The following is a 20,246-nucleotide window of genomic DNA, read 5'->3' as shown; positions in this document are numbered from 1 at the left end:
ACCGTTTGAGTTGAGAGTAGCAGTCGCGTTGCGACAAAAGCGAAAAAAGGTCGTGCAGCTATATACGGTCAACAGGCGTAAGACGTTCCAGAGGCACGCTGGCGTGTGCGTTACACTGGACCTGCAGGCGGCTGGATGATCGCTGCCGTCTTCATTCGCAGGAGTGTTTGACGGGGGAGGAAAGTCCGAACTCCGCAGGGCAGTGTGCCGGATAACGTCCGGGACGGAGGGTTCAAGCCCTCTGGACGGCCAGTGCAACAGAGAATATACCGCCTTTTGCTGTCGAATCCCGCAAGGGTTTCGTGTACGCGGCAGGAGGTAAGGGTGAAAAGGTGCGGTAAGAGCGCACCGCGTCAGGCGTAAGTCGGACGGCAGGGTAAACCCCACACGGAGCAAGACCAAATAGGCAGGGAATCGCCCGCTCCTCTCCAGGCGGACGAACGCGTATCGGCCCGATGCGCCCAGGCGGAGAGATTTGCGCAAGCAAAAGCCAAAACCTGCGGGTAGGTTGCTGGAGCGGCTCAGTAATGGGTCGCCTAGAGGAATGATCGTCTAAAACAAAATTCGGCTTACGGGCCGTCTGCAAACACAATGGCCCCGGCAATCCGCAAGGATTCCCGGGGCCACTTCGCTTCGGCAGATCACGCCTTGCCGACAAACGCCGCCACCAGTTCCTCCGGCGTTCTTCGCAGGATCGTCTCGTTCACCATGAGCGTCAGCCTCCCCTCATGCAGCGGCCGCACATGGATGTCCTGCTTCGCCAATCGCTCGACAAGTCCATCCGCCCGAGCCGGTGTAAGTTGCGCGAAGGCGATGTTGCTGCCATGCTCCACGCGCAGAATCTCAAACCCTCCAGCTGCCTGCAGACCGGCGAGCAGCCGTTCTCCTGCGCGATGCGCCTCCGCAAACCGCTGCTGAAAGCCATCGACTGCATCGAGCGCCGGCAGCGCCGCCATCCAGCCGTGATACACCGTGCCGCCGTACACGTGGCGCGTCTCGCGAACCTTCGCGATCACGTCCTTCTTTCCTGCCAGCATCGCTCCGAACGGCGCACCGAGATACTTGTAGAGCGATATATACACCGTGTCGAAGAGCGCACTGTAGCGCTTCACATCGAACTCCGCCGTTCCTGAGAGCAGCAGCAAACGAGCGCCATCCAGGTGCATCCCAATGCCTTTGGACCGTGCCAGCTTCGAGATCCGCTCTGCCAGCGCGTACGGCACACTTGCCCCATCCGCCCGCCGCACCGGGCTCTCAATCGAGATCGCTCCCACAACAATCGGGTACGGACTCTTCTCCGCAACATCGATCGCCGCCACTACCTCCTCATAGCTGGGACACGCCTTACCCGCACCGAGCGGCACCAGGTTAAGCCCGCTCAGAAGCGACGCCGCATCGCTCTCATCCTGATAAAGATGGCTCTCCTGCTGGACGATCGCATGACGATGCTCCCCGCAGAGCAGCCGTACCGCCACATTGTTTGCTAGCGTGCCGGTCGGCAGAAATGCCGCATCTTCCTTGCCCAGCATCGCTGCCATCTTCTGTTCCAGCTCAGCGACCGCTCCACCCACAAGGTAGCTGTCGGCGAACTTCTCATACTTCGTCATCAGCCGCGCCAAGTCCTGCACGCGCTGCTGGTTGGAGATGGCAAGACCATCGCCGCTCAATACAACCGTCTTGTCCGTGATCACCAGTTCAGCTGCAGGTCGCGCTCCGTAAGCCTGCCCGAGCATCGGTAGTTCAACAGAGCGAAGAGCAGCTACGGCAGCCGCAGAGGGCACAGCCACGCGCATAAAATCACGACGATTAATATTCATGAGGAAGCCTTCTCCCTGTACAGATGAGGTGGTCCTACGAGGATACCGCTTGCAGATGCAGCCGCCGGTCGGACCTCACCACAGCCGATGAGGCAGCACGTAGGTGAACCCCGCAAAGCCTTCCCAATGGGTCGAAGTGCTCGTAAAGCCATGATCGAACCCGGCATCCACCACGAGGTTCTTACGCAGCGGGTACGATGCCGCCCAAAGGTTCCCCACCGCGTTGCCGTTGGTGAGCGGCTGGCTGAAGTGCCACAGCTCGCCAGAGATGGTGAACTTGCCGATCGGGTGCGAGATCGACAGCGTCTGCGCAAACTGTGCCCGGCGCGGCCTCGTGCCTGCCTGCTCGTTGACGATCCCGTTCAGGTCCATGTGGAAACCGAGGAAATCTTCGCTCACCAGCACCAGTGCGCTCTGGCGAAAGGTCCCAAGATCCAGCTCCGGCGCAGGGCTTTCGTACAGTCGGCGGATATAGCTCACGGCAACCGTCGGACGATGGCCGGATCCAGCCAGCGCCACCGCCTGCACTCCGGCGAAGACCTCGCCTGGCTGCTGCTCCTTATCTTCGACCACCCGGCTCGCCACCAGCGGCTCCGTCAAGGCGAGGAACTGGAGGCGCGGTGCCACCGTCAGCTTCGTCACCTGCGTCAGGCTGAAGCGAGTATCAAACTCCGGCGACCGGGCCGCATAGATGCCGCCATTCTCAAACTGGAGATAGCCGATCGGCGTCAGCGTCGCCGGGGTCGACACCGTCGGCCTCCCGGGGTTTGCCTCGGGAACGTCACTCTCCTGTGCGACTGCTGAGGAGACCGCGCAGGACATGATGACGAAGGCGAGTAATCCCGCTGCTGGTCGAACGAACAAACTCATTGGGCTTGGAAAAAGTATCGCACGCGCACGGTCCCTGATCCGACCATTGCGCGTGCGTTCGGTACGTCCTAGCTGAAGCCCAGCGTCGGGTGCGGGATGTACGGCTCTTCCAACGCCTTGATCTCCTCCGTCGTCAGCTTCACCGTGAGCGCGCCCACCGCATCCTCAAGATGACCCGGCTTGCTCGCCCCAATGATCGGCGACGTGACCACCGGCTTCGTCAGCATCCACGCCAGCGCAAGTTGCGCCTGCGGAACACCGCGATCCTTCGACATCTGCTCCAGCCGATCGACCACCGCCTTATCGGCGTCCTCGGTCTTTGCGTACATCACCTTGGTGAACCTGTCCGTCTCCGACCGGCTCGTGCTCTCCGACTTCCACGGCCTCGCCAGCAACCCACGCGCCAGCGGCGACCACGGCAGCACGCCGATCCCCTGGTCCGCGCACAGCCCCATCATCTCGCGCTCTTCCTCGCGATACAGCAGGTTGTAGTGGTTCTGCATCGAGATAAACCGCGTCCACCCGTGCTTGTCCGCAAGGTAAAGCGACTTGGCAAACTGCCACGCATACATGGACGACGCGCCGATATACCGCACCTTACCCGCCTTCACCACATCGTGCAGCGCTTCTAGCGTCTCCTCGATCGGCGTCTCCGGGTCCCATCGATGGATCTGGTAGAGGTCGACATAGTCCGTCCCAAGCCGCCGCAGACTCTCATCCAGCTCGAAGAAGATCTCTTTGCGCGAAAGACCCCTGCCGTTCGGCCCCTCACGCATCTCGCCATGGATCTTGGTCGCGATCACCACGTCTTCGCGCTTCACGTTTGCATTGAGAAAGCGCCCCAGCACCTCTTCACTCGCGCCACTCGAATACACATTGGCCGTGTCGAAGAAGTTGATCCCAAGATCGAGTGCCTGCTTCATAAATGGCTGGCTGGCGGCCTCGTCGAGCGTCCATGCGTGCCGTCCGGCCTTGGGCTCACCCTTCGCCGGTTCGCCATAGGTCATGCAGCCGAGGCAGATCCGCGACACCTTCAGGCCAGTCTTACCCAGATTCACATAATCCATTGAACAGTTTCTCCTTTCCATCTGATGCCCGCCACCGTGCATCGGATGGGAAGACCGCCTTCACCAATGCATTCCGGCGTGTACCCAAATGAGATACTAAGGTTGGCAACATGCTGAGCCGCAAACGAGTCTAGATGTACCTCAACCTCCTCCATCTCGGCCGCATCCCGTATGCCTCCGGCCTCGCCATCCAGGCCCAGGTCGTCGCCGCCCGCAAGGCGCAGACCCTTGGCGACGCTCTCCTCTTAATGGAACACCCGCCGGTCCTCACCCTCGGCCGCAACGCCCACCGCTCCAACATCCTCGCCACCGACGAGCTTCTTGCAGCGCGCGGCGTGGAACTCCACGAGATCAACCGTGGCGGCGACGTCACCTACCATGGCCCCGGCCAACTCGTCGGCTACCCCATCTTCGACCTGCGCGGCGATCTGCCCGGCAAGAGGGGCCCGCACCTGGGACCGGTAGACTTCGTCCGCCTCATGGAAGAGGCTCTCATCCGCACCTGCAAGGACTTCGGCGTCCCCACCCAGCGCGTCTGCAAGCGCACCGGCGTCTGGACCATCGGCGGCGGCAGCATCCTCGAGAAGAAGGTCGTCGCTATCGGCGTCCATGTCTCGCAGGGCGTTACCTCGCACGGCTTCGCGCTCAACGTCACCACCGACCTGCGCGATTATCAGTGGATCGTTCCCTGCGGAATCGCCGACCGCGAGGTGACCAGCCTCGACCTCGAAGCCGACCCGGACGCCTCTCTCAGCATGGAAACAGCCGTCAATTCCGTCGCACGCAGCTTCGGCCACGTCTTCAACCGGCAGATCCTCGCGCACACGAGCCTCGATGAGCTGCTGGCCTCATCTGCATCAATTGGTGTGACCGCTTTATAATCCACAGTTGCGTGCCTCTTTTCCGCAACGGCGCCAACCGATCAAGTCTGAGCAGCAAATTCTGGAAGGAACTTTATGCCGACCGAAGTAGTCATGCCCCAGATGGGCGAGTCCATCACCGAAGGCACCATCACCAAATGGCTCAAGAAGCCGGGCGACACGGTTGCACGCGACGAGCCCCTGTTTGAGATTTCGACCGATAAGGTAGACGCCGAGATTCCCTCGCCCGCCGCCGGCACCCTTGGCGAGATCAAGATCGCCGAAGGCACCACCGTCCAGATCAATACCGTCGTCTGCACCATCGAAGAGTCCGGCAGCGCCGCGGCCGCCGGACCAGCTGCAGCCGCTCCAGCCAAGGCCGAGACTGCCGCCGCACCTGCAGCCGACACCGCAACCCCCGCAGCCGTCGATGCCGCCTCGACCATTGAAGCCGCCGCACCCGCTCCCACGAGCGAGGGCGGCACCGACATCGTCATGCCCCAGATGGGCGAGTCCATCACCGAGGGCACCATCACGAAGTGGCTCAAGAAGGTCGGCGATACCGTTGCCCGCGACGAGCCGATCTTCGAGATCTCGACCGACAAGGTAGACGCTGAGATTCCCTCGCCCGCTGCTGGCATCCTCACCGAGATCAAGGTGCCCGAAGGTTCGACCGTCCAGATCAACACCGTCGTCGCCGTGATCGGTGGAGGCGCAGCCAAAGCCGCCGCTCCCGCCCCCGCAGCGCCGACCTCGAAGGCCGTTCCGCCCGCTGCCCCCGGCTCCGCCACACCAACGGCGTCCGCTGAAGCAGGTGACCGTCCGAAGTCCTCGCCGCTTGTCCGCAAGATCGCCAAGGACAACAACGTCGACCTCGCCCAGGTCTCCGGCTCCGGCTCCGCAGGCCGCATCACCAAGGACGACATCCTCGGCCACCTCGAAGGCGGAGCGAAGCCAGCCGCCGCACCAGCTACTGCAGCCGCCACAATCCCCGCAGGCATGGTCTCCCCGACAGGAACCCCAACCCCCGCAGCGACGCCAGCCAAGCCAGTAGCCGCTTCCCCGCAGCCCGGCGAGCTCGTCCCGATGACCAAGATGCGCTCCATCATCGCCTCGCGCATGGTCGAGTCGAAGCGCACCAGCCCGCACGTCCACACCGTCTTCAAGGTGGACATGACGCGCATCGTCAAGCTTCGCGAGAAAGAGAAGGCCAAGTACGAGCAGCGTAACGGCGTCAAGCTCACCTACATGCCGTTCGTCACCCGCGCCGCCATCCACGCGCTCCGCAAGCACCCCATCGTCAACGGAGCGATCGAGGGCGACGCCATCCGCTACAACAAGAACATCAACATCGGCATCGCCGTCGCGCTCGACTGGGGCCTCATCGTCCCCGTCATCAAGCAGACCGAGGAGCGCAACTTCCTCGGCATCGCCCGCGCCATCGTCGACGTAGCCGAGCGCGCTCGCGGCAAGAAGCTCGCCCCGGACGAGATCTCCGGCGGCACCTTCACCCTCACCAACGCAGGCATCTTCGGCGAGCAGTTCGGCACCCCGATCATCAACCAGCCGCAGGCCGCAATCCTCGGCATCGGCGGCCTCAACAAGGAAGCCGAAGTCCTTACCGACAAGGATGGCAACGACGTCATCGCCATCCGCTCCATCCAGCGCTTCACCCTCGGCTTCGATCACCGCATCGTCGATGGCGCAGACGCCGGTAAGTTCATGTCGGATTTCAAGGCCTACCTCGAGAACTGGTCCGAAGACATCGGGTAAAGAAAAATAAACAAGGTCTTTGTCTTTCCGGCGGCAGGCTCTCAAGAGTCTGCCGCCATTTCTTTGGACCTCATGTCCTTCTCAACCCAGCCGATAACAAGGCTGTGCAGCCCCTCAACCGCGACCTCGCTCCCGCGCCTTCCCAGGAAACCATCCTCGATCGTCTGCGCGCCTTCCTGAGCGGCAAAGAGGACTCAGGCCAGTCCCTCATCGAGTTCGCCGTCTGCCTGCCGGTGCTCCTCCTCATCGTCACCGGCATCATGACCTTCGGCATCGGCATCAACAACTTCATCATGCTGACGGAGGCCACCAGCGTCGGCGCGCGTCAGCTTGCCATCATTCGCGGCCAGGATCTGGACCCCTGCGCGAACGTCGCCAAGGTCGTCTACGCCGCCGCTCCAAACCTCACCGCCTCCGGCCTCACCTTCAGCTTCGTGCTCAACGGGACACCTTACGCCGGCAACTCCTGCGCCAGCACCAGCGCCACCAGCGGGTCGTCCGGCAACATGGTGCAGGGAAGCTCCGCAAGGCTCACCGTCACCTATCCCTGCAACCTCGCTGTCTACGGCATCAACTACGCGCCGTCCTGCACGCTCAAGGCCCAGACCGCCGAGCTGGTCCAGTGACGGTCACCCTCCCTCCGCGAGTCAAAGCCTTCCTCCTGACCTTTCTCGACGATGAACGCGGCCAGATGCTTCCCGTCATGGCGCTCATGATGGTCATTCTCCTCGGCATGGCCGGATTCACCATGGATCTTGGCCGCGCCCTCTACAACCAGCGCGCCCTGCAGGCCTCGACCGATGCCGCTGCCATGGCCGGTGCGCAGAACCTTCCCGCAAGCACAGCCGTCTCCACCGCCAACCAGTACAGCGCCGTCACCGGGTACCTGAACGCCCACCAGAATCTGCCCAACGTCACCATGGTCAGCGGCTATCCCAGGATCGAGTGCCTCTCGAGCCTGATGGCCCAGGGCATGGCCTGCTCCGCGCCCGGCAATGGAAACGCCATGATGGTGCGGCAGCAGATCGTCATGCCGCTCCTCCTCATGCCGGTCCTCGGCTTCAAGACGATGACACTTACGGCGACCGCGACCGCCTCCATGAACGGCTCCACCCCCAGCCCCTACAACGTCGTCATCGTCGTCGACTCCACCGCCTCCATGAACTCCCTCGATTCGGACAGTAACTGCAACTCCACCCGGCTCGCCTGCGCCATGGCCGGTGTCCAGGTGCTGCTCCAGAACCTGTCGCCCTGCGGCACCGGCCTCACCACCTGCGGCGCAGCCACCAACGGCAACGTCTCAAACGCCGTCGACACCGTCAGCCTCTACACCTTTCCCGCCGTCGCCTCTGTCTCGCAGGCGCAACTCGACTTTGACTGCAGCACCACCAGCCCCCAGATCGCTCCCTACCAGTACCCCGTCCTGCCGGTCTACCAGATCGTCGGCTTCTCAAGCGACTACCGCACCTCATCCTCCGCAAGCTCGCTCGCTGGCGGCTCCAACCTCGTCAAGTCCGTCGGCGGCAAGGCCAACTGTACGGGACTCGAGGCCGTCGGCGGCGAAGGAACCTACTACGCCGGAGTCATCTACGCGGCCCAGGCAGCGCTCGTCGCCCAGGCACTCTCAAACCCGGGCACCAAGAACATCCTCATCCTGCTCAGCGACGGCGACGCCAGCGCCCCGGCCAGCGCGATGCCGGGAGCCTCGACCACCTCGGGCGTCTATCCCTCTACCAGGAATCAATGTCATCAGGCCATCACCGCCGCTGCCGCTGCTACCGCCGCAGGAACCCGGGTCTACGCGATCGCGTATGGCGCGACCGACACCGGCTGCGCCACTGACACGCTCTACATCACCCCATGCCAGACCATGCAGCAGATCGCCTCCGCACCGCAGGACTTCTACTCCGACTACACCGCCAAGGGCGCATCGTCCTCCTGCGTCTCCGCCTCCTCGCCCGTCTCCAGCCTCAACCAGATCTTTACCCAGATCGCCGGTGGCCTCACGGTCGGCCGCCTCATCCCCAACAACGCCCAGTAGGCGACCCGCGGATTGGTCTGACGGTATACTCGGGTTCATCCGAAGCTTCAAAGTCAAAGGTGAATCCATGGTTGTTGCCCGGCACCGTCGTCCCATTTCGTTGGCCCTCATCACGGCAACAGCACTGCTCACCGTCAGCACCTTTTCCGCGCTTGCGCAGGAGAAGCCGGACGAGAAGGTCGTCGTCTCCGGCCCTGCCGCCGCCATGCCGCACCCCAGCTCCCCGCCGGATTCGATCACCGAGGGCACCGTCAGCGTTGGCGGCCAGACCATCGCCTTCCGCGCAGTCGCCGGTACCATCACCGTCGGTGGCACCGACCCGCAGGACGCCACGCTCGGCTTCGACGGCAAGCCGCTCCCCGACCTCGGCATCAAGCTTCCAGAAAAGGCAGAGGACGCGCCGCCCACCGCTCGCATGTTCTACGCAGCCTACTTCAAGAAGGATGCCGCCGCCGACCACCGCCCCGTCACCTTCATCTACAACGGCGGCCCCGGCTCCCCCACCATGTGGCTCCACATGGGCACCTTCGGCCCCAAGCGCATCGTCGTCCCCGACGTCCAGCACCAGGAGGGCGCGCCCTACAGCATCGTCAACAATGAGGATTCGCTGCTCGACGTCAGTGATGTCGTCTTCATCGACGCACCCGGCACGGGTCTCAGCCGCACCTTTGGCAAAAACAAATCGGAAGCCTTCTACGGTGTAGACGGAGACGGCCACGCCTTCGAGCGCTTCATCCGCCGCTTCCTCTCGAAGTACGATCGTTGGAACTCGCCCAAGTATCTCTTCGGTGAGAGCTATGGCACCCCGCGCTCCGCTGTCCTCGCCGCCGACCTCCGCACCGTCGACCTCAACGGCATCATCCTGCTCTCGCAGATCCTCAGCTTCGACAACAGCGTGGACGGCCCCAACGCCAACCCCGGCGTCGACCAGGCCTACGCGCTTGCCCTGCCCACCTACGCCGCCACCGCGTGGTATCACCACAAGCTGCCCACCCAGGCACCCGCGCTCAAGCCCTTCCTCGCCGAGGTCGAAAAGTTTGCACTCGGGGACTACATGACCGCGCTCCTCCAGGGCAGCGAACTCCCCGAGGCCCAGCGACAGGCCATCGCCGAGAAGCTCCACGGCTACACCGGCCTGCCCGTCGACTACCTCCTCCGCTCCGATCTGCGCGTCATCGGCAGCAACTTCTCGAAGGAACTTAAACTGGACGAAGGCATCACCACGGGCCGCCTCGACTCCCGCTTTCAAGGACCCGACCTCGATCCCATGAGCGAGGGCTCCAGCTACGATCCCCAGAGCGACGCCATCACCTCCGCCTGGAATACCGCCATCAACGAGTACCTCCACAAGGACCTCAAGTACGCCACACAGAGCACGTATCTCCTCTCCGCCCGCGCCGGCGGCGAGTTCTCCTGGAACATGACCCACAACCCTCCCGGCCAGCGCGGCGGTGGTGGCGGCAGCGCAGCAGGAACGGTTGAGACCGGCGCCAACGTCATGCCCGACCTCGCCTACCGGATGAAGCTCAATCCGAAGATGAAGGTCATGCTCGCCGGTGGCTACTACGATCTCGCCACCCCCTACTTCGAGGGCATCTACGAGATGCACCACCTGCCCATGCCGAAGGCGCTCCAGTCCAACATCAGCTACCACTACTACGAGGCGGGTCACATGATCTACGTCCGCGAAGACATCCTCAAGCAGTTCCACGCCGATGTAGCAGCCTTCATCAAATCGACCGAAGGCGGCAAGTAGGCCACCCTGCAGTCGCGGCCTCTTCCCCGCGACTGCAGGGTGACAACCTCCGTGGGAACTTCGCCTCACCCCCGCCCGTACCAGCACCATGCCCGCTCCACACCGCAAGCTGCTCCCTCTCGCTCTGGCCATCCTCGCCGCGCCTGCCCTAGCCCAGCAGCCGGAGCAGCCCACCGCCGCCGCCATCATGGCCCGCGTTGCCGCCAATCAGGATCAGGCCGAGGCCGAGCGCAGCCACTACGTCTACCTCCAGCACGCCCACGTCACCTCCCGCAAAGGCAACACCGTCATGTGCGAGGAGACCACCGACTCCCGCATCACACCCAACGCCACCGGCTCCGACGAGCAACTGCTCAAGCTCGACGGACGCCTCCGCGGCAAGCACGGCTACATCCCCTTTACCACCATGCGTCCGGCAAAACACGGCGACGACAAAGCCCTGCATCAAGACGATAAGGCAGCACCCACCGATCACGATAAGGATGACGTCAACATCGATATCGGGGACGACACCGATCGTGACCTCGTCGAGAGCATGCGCTCCGGCCTCATCCACGGCAAGTCGAAGGATGGCATCAGCGCCGGCCTCTTTCCGCTCACGTCCAAGACGCAGGCGGACTACGTTTATCAACTTCTCCGCACCGAACACCTCAACGGACGCGAGGTCTTCCACATCACCTTCAGCCCCAAGGATAAGGACGACTACGGCTGGAAGGGCGACGCCTACATCGACACCACCGCCTACCAGCCCGTCGTCGTCCGCACGACGATGGCACGCAAAATTCCCTTCGCAGTCCGGACGCTCCTCGGGACCAATCTGCCCGGTCTCGGCTTCACCGTCGTCTACGCTCCGTTGCCCGAAGGCCTCTGGTTCCCCGCCAGCTTCGGCACCGAGTTCAAGCTGCACCTGCTCTTCTTCTACAGCCGCCAGATCATCATCGACGCCCAAAACCGCGACTTCGAGAAGACCCACGTCAACTCCAAAATCATCCCCGTCACGTAGGTCCCTCGCCTGTGTACCGCGGCACTATTAATCACGCAGAGCCCCGCAGCCTTCCACCGGCCCCGCGCCTGTATGCTGAGATTGCTCAGCGACTTTCTCCCGATCCTTATCCCGGCCATGCCCACCGCACCAAGGCTCCCTGGCCTCGACACCCTGCGCTCCCTCGCGATCCTTGCCGTCATGCTCTTCCACCTGCAGGGCGTCCTCCCGGAGAGCTTCCATCCCGTCGCCCGTTTCGGCTGGATGGGTGTCGATCTCTTCTTCGTCCTCAGCGGCTACCTCATCGGCCTTCAACTCCTCCGGCCCGTCACACGCGGCGAGCAGCCCTCCCTGCGTGACTTCTACCGTCGCCGCGCCTACCGCATCCTGCCCGCCTATCTCGTCGTGGTTACCCTCTACGTCCTTGTCCCCCTCTGGCGGGAGAGCCCAGGCATCTCGCCGCTCTGGCAGTTCCTTACCTTCACCGAAAATCTCTTCGTGGACTACTCCATCCACCAGGCCTTCTCGCACATCTGGTCGCTCTGTGTGGAGGAGCACTTCTACCTCATCCTGCCCGTGCTCGTCATCGCCCTGATGCGCCGCCCGTCCTTCTGGAAGACCGCCGCGGCACTGGCCTTCGTCCTGCTCATCGGCATCGCCACCCGCAGCTACGGCCTCATCCACACCCTTCGTCCGCTTGGGGAAGATAACTTCTCGCTCGCCTACATCGAGCACATCTACTACCCAACGTGGACGCGCCTCGACGGTCTCCTCGCCGGGGTCATCCTCGCACTGATGCAAAGCTTTCGCCCCGCATGGTGGTCCGCCGTGACGCGTCGCGGACACCTCACCTTCGGCGCAGGCCTCGCACTCTTCGCTCTATCCCTCTGGCTCTTCGCCAATCGCTTCAGCTCGCTCACCGGCGCCGCCGCCTGGGGAACCGTCATCGGCTTCCCCATCCTCTCGCTTGCCTTCGCCCTGCTGGTCGCCTCAGGCGTCAGCCGCAACGGATATCTCAGCCGCCTCCGTATCCCCGGCGCACAGACCGTCGCCACACTCGCCTTCGGCCTCTACCTCATCCACAAAGAGATCGTCCACCTCGACCAGCACGTCTTCCCCAACCTCACCGCCGACCCCAACGCCAAAGCCACCCTGCTCTACGCCGTCACCTGCCTGCTGGCCGCCGCGCTCCTGCATCTCTCGGTCGAACGCCCCTTCATGCAGCTCCGCGACCACCGCTCCGCCCGCCGCACCGAAGAGCAGATGCGCACAGAACCAGCCCTATAGCCTTCTATTGTCATTCCGTAGCGAAGCGGAGGAGTCTGCTTCTCGATCCGCGAACAACCCGCCTACTCAGGCTCTTTCAGCCGATCCAGCAGCCGCTTCAGCAACTCAATCTCTTCCACCGAAGGTTTGTCCGCCAACGGCTTCTCCTCGACGTACTTCAGATTGATATTCGCAATATCCGACCCCAGAATCACGAACAGGTTCCCCGGAATCTCCTTCCAGAAATCCTCCGTCCCCACCTCAATCCCCTTCGCCTGCTCCCGCTGAAACTCCTCCCGCAGGAACCGTCGCGGCTCCGACAGCGTCAGGCTCAGCAGCCCGCCATCCGCCCCCAGCATCTTGTCCTCAACCTGCCCCTGGTAGAGCGCGTTCGACCGCGTCAGCACATCCGCCCGCAGCACCTGCTCCCGCGACGGCAGCAGCATCCCCGAGAGCAGCACATGCCACTCCGACGCGCGCGGCAGCACAATCGTCGCCAGCACCGTCTTCATCCAGCGCGGCTTCAGCGCGTTCCGCAGACTGTTGTAGTTCAGGATCAGCACATCCAGCAGGATCGACCCACCCACCACAATGCCGTAGAGCCGGGTCAGCAGGCTCAGGTTCATCAGGAAGACCGGGCGCAGACTCGCGAAAAACTCCGCCCGATGCGCCTCAAAGAATTTGTCGTCGTACAGGCCCGAAAACACCGTCTGGACATCGCTCACATGGCCATCGCGCGTAAGCGAGCCAGTCGACACAGCCCACAGAACAGCGAAGATCAGAGGAATCGCCGCCCACAACACCGCGCGCGTCACCTCTTCGCCACGGCTCTGCACTAAATTTTTACGGGGAACAACGAACCCAAGAATCCAACGCGAGATCAGATCGGGGCCAAGCAGGTAAACGGCCACCAGGAAGGTGACCCCCAGCGTCAACATCAGGCAACGGCTTTACGAAGGTCGGCCAGGTTCAACGTCATCTCGCCATACGAGGTCGGAATCCGCGCCGTCGCACTATGCCGAAGCTGCGCCACAACCTCATCCTGATGCTTCTCAATAAACCGGAAGATCTCCGATCGTAGAAGCACCTGGTTCGCGCTTACATTCTGTTCGATCAACGAGAGCACATGCTCCAATTCGCGACCATTCACTCGAAAGCACCTCAACGTTACGAAAGCTTCATCTTCCACAGCACCCTGTGTTAGATGCGCCACGCACCCTAAACATACCACGCACACGGCAAAAGCTTAACACCGATCAAGACGGATGAAACGGATCTACAAACCAGTCCAATTCGCCTTATGCCTTTGCGGCAAACGGATTGCGAATGATCAGCGAATCGATACGCTGGTCATGCTGCATATCCTTGGAGTACAACACTACGCACCCTGAATCCAGTGCCGCTGCGAGAATCGTAGCGTCAGAGATCTGATATCCATAGCGCTGAGCAATCGCAACAGCAGCATCGTGGATCGTAAGCGTGAGCGGCACAGGAATCTCGCAAAGGACGCGAATCGACGCTAACGCCTCCGCCGTCTCCTCCCAGGACATCTTCAACTTGCGCCGTGCGACCGCAACAAACTCGTTGAGTACCTGCACGCTAAGATTGCCACCCTTCGCAAGCAGCGCTTCAGCAATCGGACTTCGCTCAGCGTCACTAGAGATGGCATAGATGAGAATCGTCGTGTCGAGGAAGACCTTGCCCGACGCCTCATCGTTCATTCATCGCAGCCCGATCAAAGCGAAAGCCCGCAGGCAATGGACGCCTCAGTTTGCGAAGCCGTTCCAAGGCCTCTTCGCGGCTCCGGTCGCGGCTGATCGCAAACTCCCGCCTGCCTGTAACATGCACCTCGATCTGGTCTCCCGCAACGAGATCCAGTGCCTCGACAACACTTGCCGGAAGCCGAATTGCAAGACTGTTACCCCATTTCGATACCTGCATGAAACACCTATTGATCTACAGTACAAATTGTATATCCAGAAGAGAAACTGGTATGGATCGAGCGGATGAAACGGATCTGGAAACAAGAACGTCTTCTAAAATCCGTTCATCCGCCTTGATCGGTGTTAAGCCTCGCTTGTTCTCACAGCTGCTTCATCGCCAGTAGAACCCGCTCGACAGCCTCGTCAGCCGTGGCTCCCACAGCCGAGAGATGCCCCATCTTCCGCCCCTTACGAGGCCGCAGCTTCTCATACAGATGCAGCCGCACCCCTGGCACCGCCAGCGCCCGATCGAAGTGCGGCTCGCGCGCCGTTCCATCCTCTCCAAGCCAGATCTCGCCCAGCAGATTCGCAATCGCCGCAGGCTGCACCACCTCCACAGCCCCCAGCGGCAGGTCGCAGACAGCCCGTACAAGCTGCTCGAACTGCCCCGTCACACACGCCCGCTCACTCGCGTGGTAGCTGTTATGGGGGCGCGGCGCAAGCTCGTTCACCAGCAGCCGGCTATCGACCGTCACGAACAACTCGACCGCAAGAATCCCCTCAAGCTGGAAGGTGTCGGCGATCGACTCTGCGATCCTCCGCGCCTCCGCCTCCATCGCCGCAGGGATCGGCGCAGGAATCACACTCCACGCCAGGATCTGGTGCTCATGGTGATTCCACGCCGCCGGATAGACCAGCACCTCGCCCGAGGGCGACCGCGCCACCAGCACCGAGATCTCCCGCTCCAGTTCGATTGCCTGCTCGGCCACTCCCGGCCCTTCGCCCAGCGCCTCCCATGCCCCGCGAATCTCTTCTTCGACGACCGCTCCAGCCTTGAACCCGACCTTGCCCTGCCCGCGCCCGTCGTACCCACCCTGCGCGCTCTTGCAGAAGCATCGCCCGCCCAGCTCCGCCACCGCCGTCCGCAACTCCTCGAGCGATCGCACCGCACGATACGCTCCAATCGGAAACCCATTGCGATGCAGCCAGTCCTTCTGCGCGATGCGGTCCTGAATGATCGCCAGCATCGCCGACCCCGGCCGCACCGGCGCAAGACTGCCCGCCGCATCCATACTTGCAATCGAAATCTGCTCAATCTCGAGTGTCACCACATCGCAGCCCCGCGCAAGATTAGCCGCCTCGCGCGTGTCATCCCATCCGGCTTCGATGCAGCCGTCCACCACAAACCGCGCCGGGCACGCTGGGTCCGGATCGAGCACCTGGATGCGATATCCCATGCCCCGCGCCGCCATCGCCGTCATGCGCCCAAGCTGCCCGCCGCCAAAGATCCCAATCGTCGCACCCGGCAGAATCGGCTTGGCTGTAGCTCTCGAAGACGTCCCGCTCATGCGCCCACTCCCGCATCCAGCGTCTGCCCCAACACCTCATCCCGCCGGCTCGCGCGCCATCCTATCAATTTCGCCTGTAGCGCCGCGTCCGTCGTCGCCAGGATCGCCACTGCCAGCAGCCCTGCATTCGCCGCGCCCGGAGCACCGATCGCCAGCGTCCCCACCGGCACGCCCTTCGGCATCTGCACAATCGACAGCAGCGCATCCATTCCCTGCAGCGCCGTCGCCGGGATGGGCACCCCCAGCACCGGCACCACCGTCTTCGCCGCGATCATTCCAGGCAGATGCGCCGCGCCGCCCGCACCCGCAATAATCACTCGCAGCCCCCGCGCCACAGCCGACTCCGCATACTCAAACATCAGCTCCGGCGTCCGATGCGCCGACACCACCCGCACCTCGTGCGCCACGCCAAACTCCCGCAGCATCGCAACCGCAGATTCCATCACCGCAAAATCACTGCGGCTCCCCATCACAACGCCCACCAACGGTGCACTTTCGGGTTTCACAGCACCTGCATCCTTGTTACCGTCCTCAGCTTCGCGGAGATCCATAGAGCCCGATTATAGCGACCGCACGCACGCCACCTAAGCCGTCCCTTTACCAGGTCAGCTTGGCAACGCCACAAACTACCGTCGGCCCGAAAAATAGCTGATCGTCAGATGAAGCATCGTAGTCACGCCTCCAAACGCAGCCACCAGCCCACGCATTCGCTGCACCGCCTGCTCATGCCGCGCGACGCGCTCCTCCAACTGGTTCAATCTCCCCGGCTGTCCGATCCCGATGAGACTCTGCATCTGGCTCTTCAACACGCTCAAATCCGACAATATCTGCGACTCAAAATCCGTCATCACAATCCTCCTCGCACCGAACTACGCCACCGGTACATGGGTAAATACCGCGCTTGAAACCCTGGAATAAAGCGGCGGAGTCGCCCCGTCATACATCCTTACGAAGTAGCGCTCCGCCTGCCCCTCGCGCGGAATCGAAAAGTTCCGCACCGGGCTACGCAACACAAGATCCTGGTCCACCATCGGCCCAAAATTCCCATCCCGGCGCCGCACCTCGAAGCCGCCACCCGCCGGAGGCGCAATTCCCGAGTCCACCTGGATCGCCGTACCCGACACACTCACCACCGTCATCTGCTGCAGATTCGCAAGCACCTGCATCGGCCCCTGCAGCGCTGTCTGCGGCAGCAAGGCATCCGTCGCAATCGACTCCGAGAGCGTAAGCCCAAGCCCCTCGGCCCAGTCGTTCGCAAACGCAATCCGGTACGTCAGCAGCTCCGGTGAACTCGCCCCGTCCTCCACCGTCACGCTGCGAACGACCACACTCACCGTCTGCCCATTCGCGGTCAGCGCCAGCACATCACCGGGCCAGATGTCCGCCGTGCTCTGCGGATTCAACGCCACATACGTCCCAGCAATCGCTGCCGCACGACTCGAAGAAAAACTAAGGATCGCCAACGCCGCGCTCTCGCAATCCATGGTGCTGCGCGCTGCCGGGCGCTCCACACGGCCCAGCCAAGCCGCAGTTCCCAACGCATCTCCAAGTGCCTCCCGGGCCACACTCGCCGCATCCTCAAGCCGTGCCACGGCACGCTGCCGTCCGCGATACGTCACGGTTACAATCTCGCCCGCGGCCGGAATCCGCCCGGCATAAAACGTAATCAGCCCATCGGTAGCAACCTTACAGTCCACACCTTCGCCCGCCTCGCCGATCAGCCGCGTCGTCACCAGCCCACTCGGCTGCGTTCCCGTCACCCAGGCCGAACCAGTCTGGGTAATCCGGCAGTAGCCCATCGACCCGATCAACTGCACCGCATCCACAGCCGCAAAGATGCACGTCGCCGGAGTGCCCGTCGTGAACCCCGCCACAGCGCTGTCATAGAGCACTGTAGTGGGCGTATTCGAGGAGACACCAGTGTCGACAAGCTCAAAGACAATCTGCATCGACGCCCCAACCACGCCGCCTCCAAACGATTCGACCGCACCGTCGACCATCGCATAGTAACTCTGCGATACACGCTGCACCTCCGTGCAATGCAATCGCATCCGCACTATGTAACTATGACCGGGCAGAATACTGTAGCTCGTCCCCACCTCCACTCCATTGAGAAATGGAGTCGCGATGGGCGTCGTAGCACCCTGCCGCACGTTGTAGCCCGCGAAGCAACTCGCTCGTGTAATCGCTCCCTCATAAAGCCCGCAGATCACGCCGTCACTGGCTGACGCAAGCTGGAGGCTCCCCGCCTCAACCACCAGCGTTCCGCCCATCTCAATCGCGTCAATGGCCGCCAGCGTCGTCTGGCCATCAAGCCCATTGCCACCCGACATCTGCAAACCATTCGCGCCAAATCCTATATGTGTACCCGGATCAGTTACAGTCCACACCTGGGGATTGAACACACCCGTGTTGAAGCTGTCATTCACCAGGTACGCGCTGCCGTTGGTTCGCGCCGGAACGAACGGAGCGTCGGTCAGCGCGAAGATCGCCGTCGTTCCGTCCCCCTCGAAGACCTCGCTCACGTAAGCTGCAGGTTCGATTGCTCCACTCACGGTTACATCATTCGCAAGCTCCTTGATCGATGCCGATCGCATTGCAGCAACTTGCAGCGTCCCATCCCCATCACTGAACGTATGCGTCACCGTCCCCGCGGGAGCCAGCGTCAACGCGCCATCTACGGCACGGTAGGCCGCATAGGTAGTCGCCGCAATGGTCGCAGCATTGCTGGACCAGCTCTGCGTTAACCCCGGCTCAAAGACCCCGACAGCGCGACCATCCAGCACGCCGGCCGTCGTTAAGACATTCCCGTCCACACGGTTCGTCAGCGTCTTCAATGCAAGTCCACTGGCCTGCGCAAAGCCTGCGCCACCGAACGAGGCCGCCTGTTTGTCCAGCAACCACTCGTCGCTGATCGCGTTGAAGGCCGTCCGATAGATCGGCCCCGCGAACCCTGCACCGGCGTACTCCTGCACGGCTTCCGTGGCGATGTAGCCTGTAAAAAGTATGGTGCCGTTCTCTGCAATCACCATCACACGCCCGCGTCGCACCGGCATCGCAAGCCCGTTCAGCAGCAGCATCCCGCCACACCGCGAGGGCGCATTCAGCGTGCGCCCGATCGTCAGCGGCGTGCTCACCTCGAGACACGCGCTGTAGTCGATCGCACCAAGGCCGTCGAGATTGTCGATCGTCAGGATCACTGCGCCACCTCCTCAGGCAGCAATGTGGGTAGGGCCTCAAGCCCGCGTGCCTTGCGAACCTCAGCGATGGTGAGCACGCCTGCCTTCAGCAGCTCTGTCTGGATCGTCAGCTCTTCAATCTCATTCCGGCTCTCGAGATCGTTGAAGCAAAACTCGAACTCGCGCCAACCCAGCTTCTTCGCAAACAGGTCCCGCGTGATGTGCTCCGCAAGCAGCTTCGCCACCGGCACAATCGCGCTCTGGAAGGCCTCATCGGCCATCTCGCTCGCCGTCGAACGGTTCACATCCTTCTGCAGCCCAAGCAGCATCGGCGGTAGCTCAAACGCGTTCGCCACCATCAGGATCAGGAACTCCTGCCACTGCAGCCGCAGGTCCGCGTCCGTGCCGCCAGCGAAGCGCAACACCTCCGGCTTCTGCTCGCAGCTCAGCAGCGGAACCTTGCCCGTCCCTTCGATCTCGTCCTGCCACCAGCGAATCAGGCGGTCATGCTGCTCCGGCGTTGCCTCGTTCAGCCACAGCGCATACTGCACCACGGAGTTTGAAGCGAGCCGCCCCGCATAGCGATGCGCGCTAAGAAACTGGTTCACCGTCTCGAACGCAACCTCCAGCCGACCGAGGCCGAAGGGCGTATGCGTGCGTGGATTCAGCCGGAGATACATCAACTCGTCATCGAGCAGCGGCACAAGATTCTGCATGCCACTTCGACCCGTAGCCTGGGCATAGCGAGGCTTGGAGGCATCGCCGTTCCAGTTCGTGTCGATCTGGATGGTCGCTCCATCGACCGGAAAAAGGTTGAAGGGCTGCGCCGGATCGTCGGTCAGCTCCATCTCCACCGCGCCAAAGCCGCCGACCAGCAGATCCTCCAACACCTGCTCCCACAACACGCGAAAGCTGTCATTCGCATTCGGCTCTTCGAGGCATCGCCGCAGGATGTTCATGCGCACGGCCGCGTCCTCAATCTCAACGCCTGCATAGCCGCGGCGCACCTTGATCTGCCAGTCCATGCTGGCGATGCGGTCCTTTACGACGTTGATCGCCCGCCGCGCAATCGGCGTCTCCGCGAACCTGCGCAGATTCGCCGCCGTCGGCTTCGGCGTGATCGCCTGACCCACCCGCTGCGGATTCATGATCGACGGTAGCGCCGCCGTCTTCCGCACACCTGCCGTCGCTGCAGTGACGGCCACAGTCTCCGCACCCGCCAACACCCGCACAATTCTGCTCACTGCCGTCCTGATCGTCATTAGGTCTCCCGTACTTTATGGTGAGGAATCTCCATGTAAAAGAGGCGCCGCTTGTTGCGCACGCCTCGACTCTCGACTATCCAGAATTCTGTGTACACCTGT

Annotated in this window: 19 protein-coding genes and 1 other RNA gene; 8 read left to right on the top strand and 12 right to left on the bottom strand. The window is 62.5% G+C overall.

The features are described 5' to 3' along the window. Positions 1-123 precede the first annotated feature (123 nt). Positions 124-588, top strand: an RNA gene (gene rnpB / locus OHL20_RS08715) — RNase P RNA component class A. A gap of 53 nt (positions 589-641) precedes the next feature. Here rnpB and OHL20_RS08710 read toward each other — a convergent pair. From OHL20_RS08710 to OHL20_RS08700, 3 genes are all read right to left on the bottom strand, one after another. Then, positions 642-1,817 carry a threonine aldolase family protein gene (locus tag OHL20_RS08710; protein ID WP_263382804.1) on the bottom strand — a complete coding sequence of 392 codons (1,176 nt, stop codon included), beginning with the start codon at positions 1,815-1,817 and terminating at the stop codon, positions 642-644. A gap of 75 nt (positions 1,818-1,892) precedes the next feature. Further along, positions 1,893-2,687: a hypothetical protein gene (locus OHL20_RS08705; RefSeq protein ID WP_263382803.1), complete on the bottom strand. Its 795-nt coding sequence runs from the start codon at positions 2,685-2,687 to the stop codon at positions 1,893-1,895. Between the two features lie 68 nt (positions 2,688-2,755). Then, on the bottom strand, positions 2,756-3,754 hold the full coding sequence (locus tag OHL20_RS08700) for an aldo/keto reductase (protein WP_263382802.1): 999 nt from the start codon (positions 3,752-3,754) through the stop codon (positions 2,756-2,758). 134 nt (positions 3,755-3,888) lie between these two features. Between OHL20_RS08700 and lipB the strand changes: the two genes are divergently transcribed. The 7 genes from lipB to OHL20_RS08665 all read left to right on the top strand — a co-directional run bounded on the left by lipB (position 3,889) and on the right by OHL20_RS08665 (position 12,453). Continuing rightward, positions 3,889-4,635, top strand: a complete 747-nt coding sequence (gene lipB / locus OHL20_RS08695) for a lipoyl(octanoyl) transferase LipB (RefSeq protein WP_263382801.1) — start codon at positions 3,889-3,891, stop codon at positions 4,633-4,635. Between the two features lie 75 nt (positions 4,636-4,710). Next, positions 4,711-6,387: a 2-oxoglutarate dehydrogenase, E2 component, dihydrolipoamide succinyltransferase gene (gene sucB, locus OHL20_RS08690; protein WP_263382800.1), complete on the top strand. Its 1,677-nt coding sequence runs from the start codon at positions 4,711-4,713 to the stop codon at positions 6,385-6,387. 104 nt (positions 6,388-6,491) lie between these two features. After that, on the top strand, positions 6,492-7,013 hold the full coding sequence (locus tag OHL20_RS08685; RefSeq protein ID WP_263382799.1) for a TadE/TadG family type IV pilus assembly protein: 522 nt from the start codon (positions 6,492-6,494) through the stop codon (positions 7,011-7,013). Then, entirely contained in the window at positions 7,010-8,428 is a 1,419-nt protein-coding gene (locus tag OHL20_RS08680) for a Tad domain-containing protein (protein WP_263382798.1), read from the top strand. The genes OHL20_RS08685 and OHL20_RS08680 overlap by 4 nt, the downstream gene beginning before the upstream one ends. 67 nt (positions 8,429-8,495) lie before the next feature. Continuing rightward, entirely contained in the window at positions 8,496-10,184 is a 1,689-nt protein-coding gene (locus OHL20_RS08675; RefSeq protein WP_263382797.1) for a S10 family peptidase, read from the top strand. Positions 10,185-10,272: 88 nt separating this feature from the next. Next, positions 10,273-11,187, top strand: coding sequence for a LolA-like protein (locus OHL20_RS08670; protein ID WP_263382796.1), 915 nt, complete (start codon positions 10,273-10,275; stop codon positions 11,185-11,187). Between the two features lie 72 nt (positions 11,188-11,259). After that, positions 11,260-12,453 carry an acyltransferase family protein gene (locus OHL20_RS08665; RefSeq protein ID WP_263382795.1) on the top strand — a complete coding sequence of 398 codons (1,194 nt, stop codon included), beginning with the start codon at positions 11,260-11,262 and terminating at the stop codon, positions 12,451-12,453. 62 nt (positions 12,454-12,515) lie between these two features. Here the strand turns inward: OHL20_RS08665 and OHL20_RS08660 are convergent, their stop codons facing one another. From OHL20_RS08660 to OHL20_RS08620, 9 genes are all read right to left on the bottom strand, one after another. Beyond that, positions 12,516-13,370, bottom strand: a complete 855-nt coding sequence (locus OHL20_RS08660) for a hypothetical protein (RefSeq protein ID WP_263382794.1) — start codon at positions 13,368-13,370, stop codon at positions 12,516-12,518. Continuing rightward, positions 13,370-13,582 (bottom strand): hypothetical protein, encoded by a 213-nt coding sequence (locus tag OHL20_RS08655; protein ID WP_263382793.1) that lies wholly within the window; start codon positions 13,580-13,582, stop codon positions 13,370-13,372. Before OHL20_RS08655 ends, OHL20_RS08660 begins: the two co-directional genes overlap by 1 nt. 148 nt (positions 13,583-13,730) lie before the next feature. Next, complete coding sequence (locus tag OHL20_RS08650) at positions 13,731-14,153, bottom strand: PIN domain-containing protein (protein ID WP_263382792.1); 423 nt, start codon at positions 14,151-14,153, stop codon at positions 13,731-13,733. Beyond that, complete coding sequence (locus tag OHL20_RS08645) at positions 14,143-14,373, bottom strand: AbrB/MazE/SpoVT family DNA-binding domain-containing protein (protein ID WP_263382791.1); 231 nt, start codon at positions 14,371-14,373, stop codon at positions 14,143-14,145. The genes OHL20_RS08650 and OHL20_RS08645 overlap by 11 nt, the downstream gene beginning before the upstream one ends. A gap of 142 nt (positions 14,374-14,515) precedes the next feature. Then, positions 14,516-15,703 (bottom strand): 5-(carboxyamino)imidazole ribonucleotide synthase, encoded by a 1,188-nt coding sequence (gene purK / locus OHL20_RS08640; RefSeq protein ID WP_263382790.1) that lies wholly within the window; start codon positions 15,701-15,703, stop codon positions 14,516-14,518. Next, positions 15,700-16,173 carry a 5-(carboxyamino)imidazole ribonucleotide mutase gene (purE, locus tag OHL20_RS08635; protein WP_263384975.1) on the bottom strand — a complete coding sequence of 158 codons (474 nt, stop codon included), beginning with the start codon at positions 16,171-16,173 and terminating at the stop codon, positions 15,700-15,702. The genes purK and purE overlap by 4 nt, the downstream gene beginning before the upstream one ends. 156 nt (positions 16,174-16,329) lie before the next feature. After that, positions 16,330-16,551 carry a hypothetical protein gene (locus OHL20_RS08630; protein ID WP_263382789.1) on the bottom strand — a complete coding sequence of 74 codons (222 nt, stop codon included), beginning with the start codon at positions 16,549-16,551 and terminating at the stop codon, positions 16,330-16,332. 21 nt (positions 16,552-16,572) lie between these two features. Then, positions 16,573-18,903 carry a hypothetical protein gene (locus OHL20_RS08625; protein ID WP_263382788.1) on the bottom strand — a complete coding sequence of 777 codons (2,331 nt, stop codon included), beginning with the start codon at positions 18,901-18,903 and terminating at the stop codon, positions 16,573-16,575. Beyond that, the gene (locus OHL20_RS08620; protein ID WP_263382787.1) at positions 18,900-20,144 is read right to left on the bottom strand and encodes a phage portal protein; all 1,245 of its coding nucleotides are present in this window, start codon (positions 20,142-20,144) and stop codon (positions 18,900-18,902) included. The genes OHL20_RS08625 and OHL20_RS08620 overlap by 4 nt, the downstream gene beginning before the upstream one ends. Between the last annotated feature and the right edge of the window lie 102 nt (positions 20,145-20,246).

It is taken from the genome of Granulicella arctica, from assembly GCF_025685605.1.
GTDB classification, from domain to species: Bacteria; Acidobacteriota; Terriglobia; order Terriglobales; family Acidobacteriaceae; genus Edaphobacter; species Edaphobacter arcticus.
Note: the sequence above shows the minus strand (reverse complement) of the source record. Positions and strands in the feature narration are given on the sequence as shown.

Excerpts from the sequence above, each read along its gene's own strand:
- OHL20_RS08670 (WP_263382796.1), top strand. The coding sequence starts at position 10,273 with ATGCCCGCTCCACACCGCAAGCTGCTCCCTCTCGCTCTGGCCATCCTC.
- lipB (WP_263382801.1), top strand. The coding sequence starts at position 3,889 with ATGTACCTCAACCTCCTCCATCTCGGCCGCATCCCGTATGCCTCCGGC.
- OHL20_RS08675 (WP_263382797.1), top strand. The coding sequence starts at position 8,496 with ATGGTTGTTGCCCGGCACCGTCGTCCCATTTCGTTGGCCCTCATCACG.
- OHL20_RS08620 (WP_263382787.1), bottom strand. The coding sequence starts at position 20,144 with ATGACGATCAGGACGGCAGTGAGCAGAATTGTGCGGGTGTTGGCGGGT.
- purK (WP_263382790.1), bottom strand. The coding sequence starts at position 15,703 with ATGAGCGGGACGTCTTCGAGAGCTACAGCCAAGCCGATTCTGCCGGGT.
- OHL20_RS08630 (WP_263382789.1), bottom strand. The coding sequence starts at position 16,551 with ATGACGGATTTTGAGTCGCAGATATTGTCGGATTTGAGCGTGTTGAAG.
- sucB (WP_263382800.1), top strand. The coding sequence starts at position 4,711 with ATGCCGACCGAAGTAGTCATGCCCCAGATGGGCGAGTCCATCACCGAA.
- OHL20_RS08700 (WP_263382802.1), bottom strand. The coding sequence starts at position 3,754 with ATGGATTATGTGAATCTGGGTAAGACTGGCCTGAAGGTGTCGCGGATC.
- OHL20_RS08665 (WP_263382795.1), top strand. The coding sequence starts at position 11,260 with ATGCTGAGATTGCTCAGCGACTTTCTCCCGATCCTTATCCCGGCCATG.
- OHL20_RS08650 (WP_263382792.1), bottom strand. The coding sequence starts at position 14,153 with ATGAACGATGAGGCGTCGGGCAAGGTCTTCCTCGACACGACGATTCTC.
- OHL20_RS08710 (WP_263382804.1), bottom strand. The coding sequence starts at position 1,817 with ATGAATATTAATCGTCGTGATTTTATGCGCGTGGCTGTGCCCTCTGCG.
- purE (WP_263384975.1), bottom strand. The coding sequence starts at position 16,173 with ATGGGGAGCCGCAGTGATTTTGCGGTGATGGAATCTGCGGTTGCGATG.
- OHL20_RS08660 (WP_263382794.1), bottom strand. The coding sequence starts at position 13,370 with ATGTTGACGCTGGGGGTCACCTTCCTGGTGGCCGTTTACCTGCTTGGC.
- OHL20_RS08645 (WP_263382791.1), bottom strand. The coding sequence starts at position 14,373 with ATGCAGGTATCGAAATGGGGTAACAGTCTTGCAATTCGGCTTCCGGCA.
- OHL20_RS08705 (WP_263382803.1), bottom strand. The coding sequence starts at position 2,687 with ATGAGTTTGTTCGTTCGACCAGCAGCGGGATTACTCGCCTTCGTCATC.